Annotated in this window: 15 protein-coding genes; 8 read left to right on the forward strand and 7 right to left on the reverse strand. The window is 61.3% G+C overall.

What is annotated here, in order from left to right:
• Nucleotides 1-30: 30 nt before the first annotated feature.
• Genes znuB through JV201_RS00380 form a run of 3 tightly spaced genes read right to left on the reverse strand, consistent with a single transcriptional unit; the run spans nt 31 to nt 2,079 of the window.
• Complete coding sequence (gene znuB / locus JV201_RS00370; RefSeq protein ID WP_003214823.1) at nt 31-819, reverse strand: zinc ABC transporter permease subunit ZnuB; 789 nt, start codon at nt 817-819, stop codon at nt 31-33.
• Complete coding sequence (gene znuC / locus JV201_RS00375) at nt 812-1,597, reverse strand: zinc ABC transporter ATP-binding protein ZnuC (protein WP_008439630.1); 786 nt, start codon at nt 1,595-1,597, stop codon at nt 812-814. The genes znuB and znuC overlap by 8 nt, the downstream gene beginning before the upstream one ends.
• Nucleotides 1,597-2,079: a Fur family transcriptional regulator gene (locus JV201_RS00380; protein WP_003214819.1), complete on the reverse strand. Its 483-nt coding sequence runs from the start codon at nt 2,077-2,079 to the stop codon at nt 1,597-1,599. The genes znuC and JV201_RS00380 overlap by 1 nt, the downstream gene beginning before the upstream one ends.
• Before the next feature lie 58 nt (nt 2,080-2,137).
• Between JV201_RS00380 and JV201_RS00385 the strand changes: the two genes are divergently transcribed.
• Nucleotides 2,138-3,067, forward strand: a complete 930-nt coding sequence (locus JV201_RS00385) for a zinc ABC transporter substrate-binding protein (RefSeq protein WP_008439631.1) — start codon at nt 2,138-2,140, stop codon at nt 3,065-3,067.
• Between the two features lie 127 nt (nt 3,068-3,194).
• Here JV201_RS00385 and JV201_RS00390 read toward each other — a convergent pair whose 3' ends face one another.
• Together JV201_RS00390 and JV201_RS00395 are read right to left on the reverse strand one after the other, a co-directional pair.
• Complete coding sequence (locus JV201_RS00390; RefSeq protein WP_219406356.1) at nt 3,195-4,148, reverse strand: homoserine kinase; 954 nt, start codon at nt 4,146-4,148, stop codon at nt 3,195-3,197.
• 56 nt (nt 4,149-4,204) lie between these two features.
• Nucleotides 4,205-4,495, reverse strand: a complete 291-nt coding sequence (locus JV201_RS00395) for a DUF2782 domain-containing protein (RefSeq protein WP_178965321.1) — start codon at nt 4,493-4,495, stop codon at nt 4,205-4,207.
• Nucleotides 4,496-4,569: 74 nt separating this feature from the next.
• Between JV201_RS00395 and polA the strand changes: the two genes are divergently transcribed.
• On the forward strand, nt 4,570-7,362 hold the full coding sequence (gene polA, locus JV201_RS00400; RefSeq protein ID WP_219406357.1) for a DNA polymerase I: 2,793 nt from the start codon (nt 4,570-4,572) through the stop codon (nt 7,360-7,362).
• A gap of 266 nt (nt 7,363-7,628) precedes the next feature.
• On the opposite strand, the gene yihA is transcribed toward polA, so the two are convergent.
• Nucleotides 7,629-8,270 carry a ribosome biogenesis GTP-binding protein YihA/YsxC gene (gene yihA, locus JV201_RS00405; protein ID WP_003214811.1) on the reverse strand — a complete coding sequence of 214 codons (642 nt, stop codon included), beginning with the start codon at nt 8,268-8,270 and terminating at the stop codon, nt 7,629-7,631.
• Nucleotides 8,271-8,462: 192 nt separating this feature from the next.
• On the opposite strand from yihA, the gene JV201_RS00410 reads away from it, so the two are divergent.
• The 6 genes from JV201_RS00410 to JV201_RS00435 all read left to right on the forward strand — a co-directional run bounded on the left by JV201_RS00410 (nt 8,463) and on the right by JV201_RS00435 (nt 14,082).
• A complete protein-coding gene (locus JV201_RS00410; RefSeq protein WP_003214809.1) occupies nt 8,463-8,765 on the forward strand; it encodes a cytochrome c5 family protein in 303 nt (100 codons plus the stop codon).
• Nucleotides 8,766-8,798: 33 nt separating this feature from the next.
• Complete coding sequence (locus JV201_RS00415) at nt 8,799-9,404, forward strand: cytochrome c4 (protein WP_003214807.1); 606 nt, start codon at nt 8,799-8,801, stop codon at nt 9,402-9,404.
• 169 nt (nt 9,405-9,573) lie between these two features.
• Nucleotides 9,574-10,212, forward strand: a complete 639-nt coding sequence (locus tag JV201_RS00420; RefSeq protein ID WP_087694548.1) for a thiol:disulfide interchange protein DsbA/DsbL — start codon at nt 9,574-9,576, stop codon at nt 10,210-10,212.
• Nucleotides 10,213-10,222: 10 nt separating this feature from the next.
• Nucleotides 10,223-11,101, forward strand: a complete 879-nt coding sequence (locus JV201_RS00425) for an endonuclease/exonuclease/phosphatase family protein (RefSeq protein ID WP_219406358.1) — start codon at nt 10,223-10,225, stop codon at nt 11,099-11,101.
• The gene (locus JV201_RS00430; protein ID WP_219406359.1) at nt 11,098-13,203 is read left to right on the forward strand and encodes a GGDEF domain-containing protein; all 2,106 of its coding nucleotides are present in this window, start codon (nt 11,098-11,100) and stop codon (nt 13,201-13,203) included. Before JV201_RS00425 ends, JV201_RS00430 begins: the two co-directional genes overlap by 4 nt.
• A gap of 102 nt (nt 13,204-13,305) precedes the next feature.
• On the forward strand, nt 13,306-14,082 hold the full coding sequence (locus JV201_RS00435) for an N-acetylmuramoyl-L-alanine amidase (RefSeq protein WP_008439640.1): 777 nt from the start codon (nt 13,306-13,308) through the stop codon (nt 14,080-14,082).
• A 17-nt stretch (nt 14,083-14,099) separates the two neighbouring features.
• Here JV201_RS00435 and JV201_RS00440 read toward each other — a convergent pair whose 3' ends face one another.
• Nucleotides 14,100-15,887 (reverse strand): KinB sensor domain-containing domain, encoded by a 1,788-nt coding sequence (locus tag JV201_RS00440; protein WP_219406360.1) that lies wholly within the window; start codon nt 15,885-15,887, stop codon nt 14,100-14,102.
• Nucleotides 15,888-15,897 lie beyond the last annotated feature (10 nt).

The following is a 15,897-nucleotide window of genomic DNA, read 5'->3' on the forward strand; positions in this document are numbered from 1 at the left end:
ACTCTCTAATTGCGCAAAAAGCGAGCAAGTCTACACCCCACGACGGGGCAGGACAAAACTCAGCAGAAACAGGGCGGCCGCCGTGACCACAATCGACGGCCCGGCCGGGGTGTCCTTGAACCAGGACAGCGCCAGGCCACCACACACCGCGAGCATCCCCAGAAGGCTGGCGCCGAGCGCCATTTGCTCCGGCGAGCGGGCGTGACGCTGGGCCGCAGCAGCCGGGATGATCAGCAGCGATGTGATCAACAATACGCCGACAATCTTCATCGCGACAGCGATCACCACGGCGATCAGCAGCATCAGGGTCATGCGCAGCGCCGCCACGGGCAAGCCTTCGACGGTGGCCAGTTCTTCGTGAACGGTGATCGCCAGCAGCGGGCGCCACAGCGTCACCAGCAGCACCAGCACTGCCGCGCTGCCGCCTAGAATCCACGCCAGGTCGGTGGGGCTGATAGCCAGCAGGTCGCCGAACAGGTAGGCCATCAGGTCGATACGCACTTCATGCATGAAGCTCAGCACCACCAGGCCCAGGGACAAGGTGCTTGGGGCCAGGATGCCCAGCAGGGTATCGGAGGCCAGCGGCTGACGCTGTTGCAGGGTCACCAGCAGCACAGCCAGCAGCAGGCAGCCGACGGTGACGGCAATGGTCGGGCTCACATCCAGCAGAAATCCCATGGCCACGCCCAGCAGCGCAGCGTGGGACAGGGTGTCGCCAAAATAGGCCATGCGCCGCCAGACCACGAACGAGCCCAGTGGGCCCGCCACCAGCGCCAGAGCCAAGCCTGCCAGCAGGGCGTAGAGCAGAAAATCAGCCATGCTTGCAGCTATCTCCATGAACGTGGGTGTGGGATGCGGTGGAGTCATCGACTACAGCGCCATGCAGGTCATGGGCGTGGTCGTGATGGTGGTGGTAGATCGCCAGGCTCTGGGCGTTCTTGCCGAACAGCTCGACAAAAGCCGGATCGCCGCTGACCTGTTCCGGGTGGCCGGAACAGCACACGTGACGATTGAGGCACACCACCTGGTCGGTGGTGCTCATCACCAGGTGCAGGTCGTGGGAGACCATCAGCACGCCGCAACCATGGCGGTCCCGCAGGCGGGTGATCAGGCTGTACAGCTCGGCCTGGCCGGCGACGTCGACGCCCTGTACGGGTTCATCCAGTACCAGCAATTCCGGCTCGCGCAGCAGGGCGCGGGCCAGCAGCACTCGCTGCATTTCGCCGCCGGAGATGCTTTGCACCGGGCTGTCGATCACCTGTTCGGCGCCCACTTCCTTGAGGGCGGACTGTGCGCGGGCACGGTCGACACCGGGCACCAGGCGCAGGAAGCGCAGCACCGAGAGGGGCAAGGTCGGGTCCACATGCAGCTTCTGCGGCATGTAGCCGACCCGCAGCCTCGGCTTGCGCCACACGCTGCCGCTGTCGGGCTTGAGCAGGCCGAGTACGGCGCGCACCAGGGTGGTCTTGCCGGCACCGTTGGGGCCGATCAGCGTGACGATCTGACCTGGCTCGACGCTCAGGGCGATGTTGTCCAGCACGTTTTGCCCGGCGAACGTGACCCCGACCTGTTCCAGGCGGATTAACGCAGTGCTCATCAAGCCCCCTGGCAGCCCGAGCACACACCGACGACTTCGACGGTTTGCCCTTCGACCTTGAAGCCGACGTCGCCGGCGCTCTTGATGATGCTGTCGCTGATGCTTTTTTGCTCAAGTTCGATGGCGGCGTGGCACTCGCGGCAAATCAGGAACTGGCCCTGGTGCGCGTGTTCCGGGTGGTTGCAGCCGACAAAGGCGTTGAGCGATGAGATGCGGTGCACCAGGCCGTTGTCCAGCAGGAAGTCCAGCGCGCGGTAAACCGTGGGCGGCGCGGCGCGGCGGCCGTCCTGCTCGCTGAGCACGCCGAGGATGTCGTAGGCACCCAGCGGCTTGTGGCTTTGCCACACCAGCTCCAGCACCCGGCGACGCAGGGCGGTCAGGCGCAGGCCTTGGCGCGCGCACAAGGCGTCGGCCTCTGACAGTGCGCTGTGCACGCAGTGAGAGTGGTCATGGGGACGGCTGGCAAGCGGTGTTTTAGGCATGAGCGGCGACAGATATTTGTGAGAGACGTTATTATGTTACCTGTTCCTGCCTCCTTGAGTGGTCATCGTGTCCAGACTTTTTCCCGTTTTTGTCGTATTTGTCACCAGTTTGCTGCTTGCCGGTGCCGCTCAGGCGGAGGTTCGGGTGCTGACCAGTATCAAACCGTTACAACTGATTGCTGCTGCTGTGCAGGATGGCGTGGCGATTCCCGAGGTATTGCTGCCGCCGGGCGCTTCGCCGCATAACTATGCGTTGCGCCCTTCCGACGTACGGCGCGTGCAGTCGGTGGACCTGCTGTATTGGATCGGCCCGGACATGGAAAGCTTTCTGCCGCGTGTCTTGAAAGGCCGCAGCTTGCCGACGGTGGCGGTGCAGGACCTTCCGGGAATGAAACTGCGTCGGTTCGCCGAAGATAGCCACTCCCATGCTGAAGATGCCGACGAACATGATCATGACCATCGCCCGGGCAGCCTGGATGCGCATTTGTGGCTGTCGACGGTCAACGCCCGGGTGATTGCGAACCGCATGGCGGCGGATCTCAGCGCTGCCGACCCGGCGAACGCCGAGCGTTACCAGAGCAACGTGAAGGCCTTTGATGGCCGTATGGATGCACTGGACGCGCGCTTGAAGGCACGTATGGCGGACGTCGCCGGCAAGCCGTACTTCGTGTTCCATGAAGCCTTCGATTACTTCGAAGATGCCTACGGCCTCAAGCACACCGGGGTGTTCAGTGTGGCCGCAGAAGTGCAGCCGGGTGCCCAGCATGTGGCAGCGATGCGTACGCGTTTGCAGGAAGTGGGCAAGACTTGTGTGTTCAGCGAGCCGCCGTTGCGCCCGCGCCTTGCGGAAACGCTGGTGGCGGGTTTGCCGGTGAAGCTGGCGGAGCTGGATGCGTTGGGCGGCTACACGCCGGCCTCCGCCCAGGGGTATGAGCAGGTGCTGGAGAAGCTGGGGAATGACCTGGCTGGGTGCCTGGAGTCGCTCTGATAGACGCCGCATAACCACTGTGGGAGCGGGCTTGCTCGCGAATGCGGTGGATCAGTCAGCGCATCTGGTGACTGAAACTCCACATTCGCGAGCAAGCCCGCTCCCACATTTTGATCGCGTACGATCTTTACAGCGCGAACGGTAGCGGGGTCTTGACCTGCTGGCGTTGCGCCAGGCGCACCTGAAACTCGCGCGGGTCGTGAATCAGCACGTCCTGCCCGGCGAACGATTCCGCCGCAATCAGGCGTGACAGCCAGAACCGCACACAGGCCACACGCAGCATGGTCGGCCACAGCTCCGCTTCCTTGGCGGTAAACGGTCGCAAGCCCGCATAAGCCCCCAGCAACGCCCGCGCCCGTTGGCCGTCGATCACGCCGTCGGCGTCCGAGCACCAGTCGTTCAGGGCGATCGCCACGTCGTACAGCATCGGCCCCGAGCAGGCGTTGTAGAAGTCGATCAGCCCGGTCAGGTGCGTGCCTTCGAACATCGCGTTGTCGCGAAACAGGTCGGCGTGGATGTTTGCCCGGGGCAGCGCGAGGATCTGCGCCTTGTGCGCCTCGATCTCATCCAGCGCCGCTTGCAACAGGCCGCGTTGTTCCGCGTCGAGGTGCGAAATCAGTTGCGCGCCTTCGCTGAGCATCCAGTCCAGCCCGCGATCGGTCTTGCGTTCCAGCACCTTCTCGCCTTGGGTGGCGAGGTGCAGGTGGCCGAGCAATTCGCCCACTTGCACGCAATGCTGGGCGTTGGCGTCCTTGATGTGCTTGCCCGCCAGGCGCGGTTGCAGCAGCGCCGGTTTGCCCGCCAACTCGCGCAAGGCCACGCCGTCGCTGGTACGCAGGGCGTAAGGCACTGGCAAATCAGCGTCGTGGAGCACGTCCAGCAGTTCGATGAAGAACGGCATTTCCTGCACGGGGCCGCGTTCGACCAGGGTCAGGACAAATTCGCCCTGTTCCAGGCTGATGAAGAAATTGGTGTTTTCACTACCAGCGGCAATCCCCTGGAAATCAAGCAGGCGGCCGAGCCCGTAAGGGGCAAGAAAGGTTTCCAGCTCGGGCCGAGCCAGGGGGGTGAACACAGACATGGTTAAAACTGCCGTTACGGGCGCTGCGGGGAGCAGCGCCGATTAAAGTTAAGAAATCATTTCCATTCGAAGATCTTCCATGACGGGATCAGCATATCCGGCTGGTCAGAGCGGATGAAGTTCGCATCGGTTCCGTCCGCGCGCACCAGGAAGTAAGGCGGAAAGCCTTTCTGGGTCACCTTGATCGCGTACAGGAAACCATTCTGGCGGTATTCCTGAATGGTCTTGTCGCCTTCCGTGCGAATGGTGACTTCCGGGTCGCCCGAAGGGGCAGTATCTGCCGCTATGGCCACCATCGGAGTGAGTGCAATCAAGCCGGTCAACAACAGGCGATTTACTGTACGCATGATAACCTTGTCCCTTTGTCGTCATTGGTCCGGCTATTCTAGCGCCTGACCCGCCGAAAAGGTTGATCCTGCTCATGAGCCAAGCCCCCCTCGTCCTGGTGGACGGTTCTTCTTACCTGTACCGCGCCTTTCACGCGCTGCCGCCGCTCACCACTTCCAAAGGCCTGCCTACCGGCGCGGTCAAGGGCGTGTTGAACATGCTCAAAAGCCTGCGCAGGCAATACCCGAACAGCCCGTTCGCGGTAGTGTTCGACGCCAAGGGCGGGACATTTCGCGATGAGCTGTACGCCGAATACAAGGCCAACCGCGCGAGCATGCCCGATGACATGCGCGTGCAGATCGAGCCGCTGCACCAGAGCGTGATCGCCCTGGGCTTCCCGCTGCTGTGCGTCGAAGGCGTCGAAGCGGACGACGTGATCGGCACCCTGGCCCGCAGCAGCGCGGCCGCCGACCGTCCGGTGGTGATTTCCACCGGCGACAAGGACATGGCGCAGCTGGTCGACGGGCACATTACCTTGGTCAACACCATGACCGGTAGCGCCATGGACGTTGAGGGCGTGAAGGAGAAATTCGGTGTCGCTCCCGAGCAGATCATCGATTACCTGGCGTTGATGGGCGATTCGTCCGACAACATCCCGGGCGTTCCGGGCATTGGTCCGAAGACGGCTTCCGGCCTGTTGGTAGGCGTCAACGGCGGCTTGAAGGAGCTCTACGAGCAGCTCGATATCGTGCCGACCTTGCCGATTCGTGGTGCCAAGACCCTGGTTGCCAAACTGGAAGAGCATAAGGCGAGTGCGTTCCTGTCCTACGAGCTGGCAACGATCAAGATCGACGTGCCGCTGGACGTGGGCCTGGATGATTTGCACCTGATCGAGCCGGATCGCGAGAAGCTGCTGGAGCTGTACACGCTGCTGGAGTTCAAGAGCTGGATTGACGAGATTCAACGCGATGCCAAGCGCGTCGAGTTGAGCGCTGCTCCTTCGGCCGCGGTCGCCGAGGCAGCGGTTGAGGTGGTCGCGCCGGTTTCTGTGGAGCCGGTGTACGAAACCATCCTCACCCAGGCCCAGTTCGATGTCTGGCTGAAGAAGCTCAACGACGCCAAGCTGTTCGCCTTTGATACCGAGACCACCGGGATCGACGCCCAGAAAGCGCAACTGGTGGGTGTGTCGTTTGCCGTGCAGGCCCATGAAGCAGCCTACATTCCGCTGACCCACTCCTACATCGGCGCGCCGGAACAGCTGGATCGGGACACCGTGCTGCTGGCCCTGAAGCCGTTGCTCGAAGACCCGGAAAAACTCAAGGTCGGCCAGCACGCCAAGTTCGACATGAACATCCTGGCCAACTGCGCCATCGGTGGTGACCCGGCACACGGCATCACCGTGCGCGGCATTGCCTTCGACACCATGCTTGAATCCTATGTGCTGAACTCCGTGGCGACGCGCCACGACATGGACAGCCTGGCGAAGAAGTACCTGGACCACGACACCGTCAGCTTCCAGGACATCGCCGGCAAAGGCGCCAAGCAGCTGACCTTTGACCAGATTGCCCTGGAGCAAGCCGGCCCTTACGCGGCGGAAGACGCGGATGTGACCCTGCGTTTGCACCAGGAACTGCACAAGCAGCTTGCCGCTATTCCTACCCTGGCCAGCGTATTGTCCGACATCGAGATGCCGCTGGTGCCCGTGCTGGCGCGCATTGAGCGTCAGGGCGCCCTGGTGGATGCCGCCTTGCTGGGCATCCAGAGCATCGAGCTGGGCAACAAGATGGTCGACCTCGAGCGCCAGGCGTATGAAATCGCCGGCGAGGAATTCAACCTGGGCTCGCCCAAGCAGTTGGGTGCGATTCTCTACGAGAAACTCGGGTTGCCGGTGTTGAAGAAGACCGGCAAGGGCCAGGCCTCGACGGCCGAGGAAGTCTTGGCCAAATTGGCTGAAGATGACTACCCACTGCCGAAAGTGCTGATGCAGTACCGCAGCATGAGCAAGTTGAAAAGCACCTACACCGACCGTTTGCCGGAGCAGATCAACCCGCGCACCGGTCGCGTGCACACTTCCTATCACCAGGCCGTAGCAGCAACCGGGCGCCTGTCCTCCAGCGATCCAAACCTGCAGAACATTCCGGTGCGTACCGCTGAAGGCCGGCGTATCCGCCAGGCATTTGTCGCGCCCAAGGGCTACAAGCTGCTGGCGGCGGACTACTCGCAGATCGAGCTGCGCATCATGGCGCATTTATCGAAGGACGAAGGCTTGCTGAATGCGTTCCGCGACGACCTGGACGTGCACACCGCCACGGCGGCCGAGGTGTTCAAGGTTGAGTTGGCTGAGGTCACGTCCAATCAGCGTCGCAGTGCCAAGGCGATCAACTTTGGCCTGATCTACGGCATGGGCGCCCAGAAGCTGGGCAAGGACATCGGCGTCGACACCAAGACCGCCAAGGCTTATATCGATGTGTACTTCGCCCGTTACCCGGGGGTGCGCGAGTACATGGAGCGCACCCGTGCCCAGGCGGCTGATCAGGGTTATGTGGAAACCCTGTTCGGGCGCCGCCTGTACCTGCCGGAGATCAATTCCAACAAGCCTCAGGAGCGTGCTGGCGCCGAGCGTACGGCAATCAACGCGCCGATGCAGGGCACTGCGGCCGATATCATCAAGAAGGCCATGGTCAAGGTCGACAACTGGCTGACGGACTCGGGCCTGGACGCCAAGGTCATCCTTCAAGTGCACGATGAATTGGTGCTGGAGGTACGTGAGGACCTGGTGGCTGAAGTCAGCGCGAGGATTCGTGAACACATGAGCGAGGCGGCAAAGCTGGATGTGCCGCTGGTGGTAGACGTCGGCGTGGGCGACAACTGGGACGAAGCGCACTAAACCTGGGGCCTGGGCCGCGGCATCATGCCGCGGCAGCGCTTTAGATCGGAAAACGCGGCGGGTTATTTCCAATAGTTTTTTGAACGTGCCGGAACTTAACCCGTGAATTGCTACTCAGAGTTACTGAATGGGTGGTGAAGCCCTTCAATGCTCCTATGTTGTGTTAAGTGTTGGCAGATATCTGGACCCCGCCCTAGCGGTCCGGAACTTGGACCCCGAACTTCCCCTCCCCATACGAAGTCCGGGGTTTTTTTTGCCCCGAGTTTTTACTCGGCGGCTTCCGAACCCTTGTCAGCCAGTTCCATCCAGCCTGCCAGCACAGTGTAGGCGTCTTCCAGGCCCATGCGTTTTGGCGCCGAGAACAACTGGATAGTCACCGCATCACCCCAACCCTTACGGATTTCTGCCTGCACTTTGAGCAGGGTGTTTTTCGCTGCGCCGTAGGTCAATTTGTCGGCCTTGGTCAGCAAGACGTGCATCGGCATGCCGCTGGCGACGGCCCAATCGAGCATCAACAGGTCGAAGTCGGTCATTGGATGACGGATGTCCATCATCAGAATCAAACCCTTCAAACTCTCCCGGCCACCCAGATACGCTTCGAGGTGACGCTGCCAGTGCAGCTTCAGCGGGATAGGTACTTTTGCATAACCGTAGCCCGGCAGGTCGACCAGACGCCGATCATCGTCTAGCTTGAAGAAGTTGAGGAGCTGTGTGCGCCCCGGGGTTTTCGAGGTACGGGCCAGGCTGGCGTGGGTCAGGGTGTTCAGCGCGCTGGACTTGCCGGCGTTGGAGCGGCCGGCGAATGCGACTTCGAAGCCTTCGTCATCGGGGCATTGGTCGACTTTGGCGGCGCTGAGCATGAAGGTGGACTGTTGGCACAGGCCGAGGATGGGATTCTTGAGTTGCATGAGTTTTCCGATGTGGGCGGTGCCGGGAATAGGTGCGGCAAGCGGTGTCGTTTCCGTTTCAGTAGCGCCAGTATATAATGCCGCAGATTTTGTGTGTGCTTTGTCCCAGCGAAGGATGAAGTTCACGGGAGCGATAGACCTTTATTGCGCATTAGAACGCAAAACGCTCTCAAACCCTGAAAAGGTCGATGTATGACCAAGTGGCTGCTGGCCTTCGGTTTCTTGATGCCACTTTACAGTGCGCAGGCTACACAGGAACCGGAGGCCGTGTACAACCGCTTTTGCGGGGCCTGCCATGCCGGACAGCTGCCCAACGCCCCTGGACGGGGTGACCAGGCAGCCTGGAAGCCAAGATTGGCTCAAGGTATGGACACGCTGGTGCAACACGTGACCCAGGGTTTCAAGGCGATGCCGCCGCGTGGTTTGTGCATGGACTGCAGTACCGAGGATTACCATGCCGTCATTCAGTTGATGGTGAGTGAACCCGGTCCATAACTCTTTAACCCTTAGCCGTAGTTGGATTAGCTGATGAACAAACTGATCGTGAGTCTGCTGTTGACCCTGGGCATCACCGGTGTTGCCCATGCCGCAGGCGACGCCACTGCTGGCCAGGCGAAAGCCGCCGTATGTGGTGCTTGCCATGGACCGGACGGTAATAGCCCGGCGCCTAACTTTCCAAAACTGGCCGGCCAGGGTGAGCGTTACCTGACCAAGCAGATGCACGACATCAAGGACGGCAAGCGTACGGTCCTGGAAATGACCGGCTTGTTGACCAACCTCAGCGATCAGGACCTGGCGGATATCGCGGCGTATTTTGCCAGCCAGAAAGGCAGTGTGGGAGCTGCTGATCCGAAACTGGTGGCCCGCGGTGAAGAATTGTTCCGCGGCGGCAACCTGGAAAAAGGCATGCCTTCCTGCCTCGGCTGCCACTCGCCTAACGGCGCAGGCCTTGCTGCCGCTGGCTTCCCGCACTTGAGCGGCCAGCATGCCCAGTACATCGGCAAACAGCTGACGGACTTCCGCGAAGGCAATCGCACCAACGACGGCGATACCAAGATCATGCAGAGCATCGCCGCGAAACTCAGCAACAAGGACATCGAAGCCGTGTCCCAATACATCCAGGGCCTGCACTAAGTGCCCCGGCTACGTTAACGCTCGATTAATCCGTCGATGCAAGCATAAAAAGGGTGGCCCAGGCTGCCCTTTTTTGTGGCCGGTGCCGTTACACTAACGAACTCATGCCCGCGTAGACCTGTCACAACAAAGGTCGCGTGAGGCGACTTTATTTGTCCAGGAGTAAAGCATGCGTAATCTGATCCTCAGCGCCGCTCTCGTCACTGCCAGCCTTTTCGGCATGACCGCACAAGCTGCCGATAATGTGCCGCTTGAAGCCGGTAAAACCTACGTTGAGCTGGCCAATCCTGTGCCGGTTTCCGTACCGGGCAAGATCGAAGTGGTGGAGCTGTTCTGGTATGGCTGCCCGCATTGCTACGCTTTTGAGCCAGTCATCAATCCGTGGGTCGAGAAGCTGCCTGAGGACGTGAACTTCAAACGTATTCCTGCCCTGTTCGGCGGCCCATGGGACGCCCACGGCCAGCTGTTCATTACCCTGGACACCATGGGTGTAGAACACAAGGTTCACGCGGCTGTCTTCAATGCCATCCAGAAAGAAGGCAAGCGCCTTGTGAAGCCTGAAGACATGGCCGATTTCGTCGCCACCCAAGGCGTCGACAAAACCAAGTTCCTGGAGACATTCAACTCGTTCGCTGTGAAGGGCAAGATGGCCCAATACAAGGAACTGGCCCAGAAATACGGCGTGCAAGGCGTACCGACGCTGATCGTCAACGGCAAATACCGCTTTGACATCGGCAGTGCCGGCGGCGAAGAGCAGGCGCTGAACGTGGCCGACCAATTGATCGCCAAAGAGCGCGCAGCCAAGTAAGGGGCCCGTCATGCGTCGCTGGGGTACTGAACGTGTCGTTGGCCTGCATGATCCGAAGGTCAACGAACATCACCTGGAATCCACGGGCCTGCCGGCTGACAGTCGGTTGCGCCTGCTCAGTTTCAATATCCAGGTGGGTATCAGTACCGAGAAATACCGGCATTACCTGACCCGTGGCTGGCAGCACCTGCTGCCCCACAATGGGCGTGCTGGCAATCTGCAAAAGATCGGCGACCTGCTGGGTGACTTCGACCTGGTAGCCCTGCAGGAGGCCGATGGTGGCAGCCTGCGTTCCGGCTACATCAACCAGGTCGAACACCTTGCGCAACTCGGTGCCTTTCCCTACTGGTATCAGCAACTCAATCGCAACCTCGGCAAACTCGGCCAGCACAGCAATGGTGTGCTCAGCCGCCTGAAGCCGTGGGCGATCGAGGATCACCCGTTACCCGGTCCAAAAGGCCGCGGGGCGATTCTCGTGAGGTTCGGCGAAGGGCCGGAAGCGTTGGTCGTGGTGATGATGCACCTCGCGTTGGGGGCACGAACCCGCACCCTGCAGTTGGCCTACATCCGCGAGTTGATTGGCAACTACAAACACCAGGTGCTGATGGGGGACATGAACACCCACGCCAGCGACCTGCTAAAGAATTCCCCGTTGCGCGACCTTGGGTTGCTGGCGCCGCAAGTCGAAGCCACCTTTCCCAGCTGGCGACCGCAACGTTGTCTTGATCACATCCTGCTCAGCCCGACCCTGACACTCGAAAGTGTGCAGGTACTGGCGCAGCCCATCTCCGATCACCTGCCCGTCGCGGTAGAGATTCGTCTGCCGGGTTCGCTCACGGCTGATGCATTGCCCGCGTTGAGCCCCGGCCCTCGCGGACCCCTTGCATGAGCGACGACGCCCAGCGTTGGAAAGAGAAATACCTTAAAAGCGTCGAGCAACAAGAAAAGCTCGAGCGTCGCTGGGCCGCCCGCCTCGACCTGCTGCGCCGAGGGCTGGTGCGCAGCACCCTGGCGGCAGAAGGGACCGACCGAGCGGTTGACCAATGCATGAAGGAAATGCGCGATGTGGTGCGCACCGACGACATGGACGCCGCCCTCGCTGCATTGCTGCCGCGCCTGGAAAAGGCCGTGCTGGATTCGGAGCAGCGCCGCGAAATCCGGGTTGACCAGATCGGCAGCGCGTTGACGGCCCTGGTCACTCAGTTGCAGAAACTGCCCTTGCCACGGGACGTGAGTCGCCCGCTGAAGGCTTTCGCCAAGCAGCTGGACGGTCGGGTTGGCCAGGCGCGGGAGATCCCGCTGTTGCTGAGCGAGCTGAGCGGCCTGCAGGGGCAGGCGCTGAGTAACCTGGAGCCGGAGGGCGAAACCAGCCGTTCGAGCCCGGGGCTGTTGCAGCGTCTGTTTGGCACCAAGGACGCAATCGACACGCCGGAGGTTGAAGCGCCCACGCCATCCCGCCCGGCTTCTCCGGCGCCTGCTGCGCCAAAGCCCAGGCCGGTGGATGAAGTTGAAGCGCCGGCGCAATCGGCGGAACTGGCCCAGGCGCTGCGGGCTTTTTCGCCGCAGCCGAAGGTCCCGGCCCCCATCGAGTCGCCCCCTGAGCCGGTATCGCCAGTAGAGGCTGCCGACGCTGTCAGCGAAGCGGTGCCTGTTGTTCCGGCCGTCGCGGTCACACCGTCCGTCGTCGAGGCACCCGCTACGATTATCGAAACGCCAGAACCCGAGCAACCGATCGAAGCGGAGGTTGAGCTCGAGAGTGCTCTTGCCGCCATGGTCGAGGTGCCAGAGGTGCAGGCCCGTGAGCCGGAGCGGACAGAGATCGGCAGTCTTTCCCTGCCCCCGGTCCTGGCCGATGAACCGCAAGAATCGCCCGAGCAGGCAGAGCTGAACCCAGACGAGCTGCAAGCGGATCAAGCCTACGCCCTGCCCGACACCCCCGAGCCGTCTTACAGTTCGGTGGCCAAGCACATCGAAGATACCCTGCTCGGCTTACTGGAAGACCTCTCGCTACCCGAGCGCCATCGGCCCCAGGCCGAAGCCATGCGTGAACGCCTGGCCCACGGATTGAACTGGTACGAATTGCTGCCGATCCTCGATGACCTGGCGGTGTTGATGCTGGCGATCACCGACAGCGGCCAGCACGAGTTTGAAGCCTACCTCAAGCAACTCAACGATCGTCTCGAGGCGTTCCAGGGGCACCTGCAGGTCGCCAGTGACGGCCACGCCGACAGCCGCTCGGCGGCCAGGGAACTGGATACCCAGATCCGCGAACAAGTGGATGGTTTGCAAACCAGCATGCAGGACGCCGCAGACCTCGACAGCCTCAAGCACGTGCTGGAGAGCCATCTCGAAGGGTTGCTGGGCACCATGGATGAACACCGCCACCAGCGTGACCAGCGCGAACAGGAAGTGGCTGCACGGCTCAAGGGCCTGGCCGAACGGGTCGCCAATATGGAGCAAGAGGCTCAGGGCTACCGTGAACACCTTGAGGTTCAGCGCCAGAAAGCCCTGATCGATCCGCTCACCGGACTACCCAACCGCGCGGCCTGGAGCGAGCGCCTGGAGCATGAGGTCAACGCCTGGCACCAGCGTGGAAATAACCTGTCACTGGCCATGCTGGACCTCGATCACTTCAAGCGCATCAACGACGGCTATGGTCATCTGGCGGGCGACAAGGTGCTGAAAATCATCGCCACGGTGCTTCGCAAACGCCTGCGGCCGAACGACTTCATCGCGCGTTTTGGCGGTGAAGAGTTTGTACTGCTGATGCCCAACTCGTCGCTGTCCGATGCGTTGGCGGTGGGTGAAACCCTGCGTGCAGCCATCCAAGCCTGCCCGTTTCACTTCAAGGGCGAGCCGGTGACGATTACGGTGTCCATGGGCATGGCGCAGTTTCAGCCGGGAGAACGCAGTGACCTGGCGCTCAAGCGCGCTGACGAGGCGTTATATCGTGCCAAGGCGGCGGGGCGTAATCAGGTGCAGGCGGCCTGACCGGAAATGTTCCATTTTGTTTAAAACATCGCATTTGGCCGCCTGGCAGCAAACGGTACGTTACACTGTTGCATTATCGTCTTAAGCGTACTATTTGCTGCCATGAAACTTCTGTGTTCTGCCTTTCTGTTTCTCCTGCTCGCCGGTTGCGCGAGCGGCCCTCGCCTGGACACCAGTCATCCTTCGGTGAACCACGACAATCGTGTGCAGTTTGTCGTCGTGCACTACACCTCGGCGTCCCTTGAGCGCTCCCTGGCGCTGTTGACCCATGGCCAGGTCAGCAGTCATTACCTGATCGGTGATAACGCCTCGGCCACCATCTATAAGCTCGTGGATGAAAGCCAGCGCGCCTGGCATGCCGGAGAAAGTGAATGGATGGGCCGCACCTGGCTCAACTCCAGCTCCATCGGGATCGAGATCGTGAACCCGGGTTATCGGGATTTGCCGACGGGCCGCGTCTGGTATCCCTATTCCGAAGCGCAGGTGCAGTCGCTGGTGGTGCTGCTCAAGGACATCACCAAACGCAACGGCATCGACCCGCGAAACATCATCGGCCATAGCGACATTGCCCCGCTGCGCAAGCTGGACCCGGGGCCGTTGTTCCCCTGGAAGCGCCTGGCGGATGAAGGGCTGGGCATGTGGCCGGACGCCAAGGCGGTGGCCCGTTACCAGGTGCAGTACGCAGCCGATCTGCCGAGCATTACCTGGTTCCAGGAAGAGTTGGCGAAGCTGGGCTATCCGACGCCGCAGACGGGCGAACTGGATGTGGCGACGCGGCATGTGGTGGCCGCGTTCCAGATGCATTTCCGGGCGTCGCTGTTTGATGGGACGCCGGATGCCGAAAGTGCTGCGATCCTGCGGGCGTTGAATCACCAATAACGGTTGGCGCGTTGGTCCTAAAGGGGCAACGCCATGTAGAACTGCGTCCCCTGCCCCGGCCGCGAATACACCCCCATGCGGCCACCGTGCAATTGCACGATCTCCTTGCACAGCGCCAGGCCCAGCCCGGCGCCGCCTTTCTTGCGGCCTACCTGCACAAACGGTTCGAAGATTCGTCCCTGCTGGCCGTAGGCAATGCCTTCACCGTTGTCTTCAACGCTGACAATCACCCGTTCGCCATGACGACGCGCCTGCAAGCGGATCTGCCCACCGTCGGCTGTGTGCCGCAGGGCATTGCCCAGCAAATTGTCGAGCACCCTTTCCAGCTGCGCTCGATCGGCATGCAACCTCGGTAGCGGGGATTGTTCCTCAACCAGCAGCTCGATGTTCTGCGCATTCGCCTGCTCCGCGAAGCGGGCGCGGGCATGTTCGAGCAGGTCGCTGATGTCACACGGGCCCAGGGTGAGTTTCTGCAAGCCATTCTGGTAGCGCGAGAAGTTGAGCAAGTCGTTGATCAACTGCATCAGGCGCTGCATTTCCTCGTTGACCGTATCCAGCAGGTCCGCTTCGCGCGACTCCGCAGGAAACTTCGCCCGTTCCCGGAACAAGCCGAAGGCCATGTGCATGCCCGTCACCGGCGTGCGTAATTCATGGGACGCGCGCAACACAAACTCACTGCGTACTCGTTCAAAGGCACGCTGTTCGGTAACGTCATGCAGCACCATCACCGCGCCCAGAATGTGCCCCTGGGTATGGCTGACCGGCGTCAGGCTGTACGTCAGCAGGCGCAGCTCACCCTCAACCTCTACTTCCAGGTCTTCAGGTGCGCGCTCCAGGTTGCCGCCGCGCAGTACCAGCTGCAGCTGTTCATCCAGTTCCGGGCGGCCCAGGGCGTCGCCAAGGCCTTGGCCCAGGCGATTCTCGTCCCAGCCGAGTTGACGTTGTGCCACCGGGTTAAGGTGTTCCAGGCGACCCTGGCGGTCGATCATCAGCAGGCCGTCGTCGATGCTGTCGAGCACCGCCTGCAGGCGTTGTTGCCCGGCGAGTAGCTCGTCGACATTGGTTGCCTGATGCTGGCGCAACGCCTCGGCCATGATGCCGAAGCGTCGGGTCAGCAGGTTCATTTCCGCTGCGGATGAAATGGGCAGCGTGACTTCGAAGTTGCCCTGGCCGATCTTGTCGGCAGCCTTGGCCAGCGCTTCGATCGGCCCGCCAAAGCGTCGGGCGATACCGTGGGCGGTAACGAAACCGATGATCAGCACCGCCAGCCCGACCAGGCCCAGCAGGCCGGCAATCAGCAGCGCACGTTCACGGGACTTGTGTTCGGTATCGTTGATGTTATCCAGGGCTTTCTTGTGCTCGGTGATCAGGCCGTTGCGCAGGATGTTGAAGCGTTTGGTCAGCTCGTCGTTGTTGCGCAGTTGCGGCGGAGCATTCTCCTTTTCATCGAACGCCTCGAGAAAGCTCAGGTAATTGGTCTTGGCCTGGGTAAAACCGCTGGTTACCGCATCCTTTTGTTCGTGGTCGATACCTTGCTGCAACAGGGCGAAATAGTGTTGCTTGGAGTCTTCCAGCGCAACGGTATTCGGCTGTTCATTGAGCATGATCATCAACTGGTCGCCGAGGGTCTGCCGAAGCTTGAGCCCCAGGTCCAATGTGATGAAGTTGCTGCGAATCAACGATTCCTGGGTCTTGGCCATTTGCATGACGCTCACCAGCCCCAGCAGCAACCCCAACAGGGCGACGGTGATCAGCGCGGAAATACTCAGGAACAACCGAGTGCGCAGGGTCATCGCAAGCTTCATAGGCTACAGC

Source organism: Pseudomonas sp. Colony2 (assembly GCF_019382755.1).
Taxonomy (GTDB): domain Bacteria; phylum Pseudomonadota; class Gammaproteobacteria; order Pseudomonadales; family Pseudomonadaceae; genus Aquipseudomonas.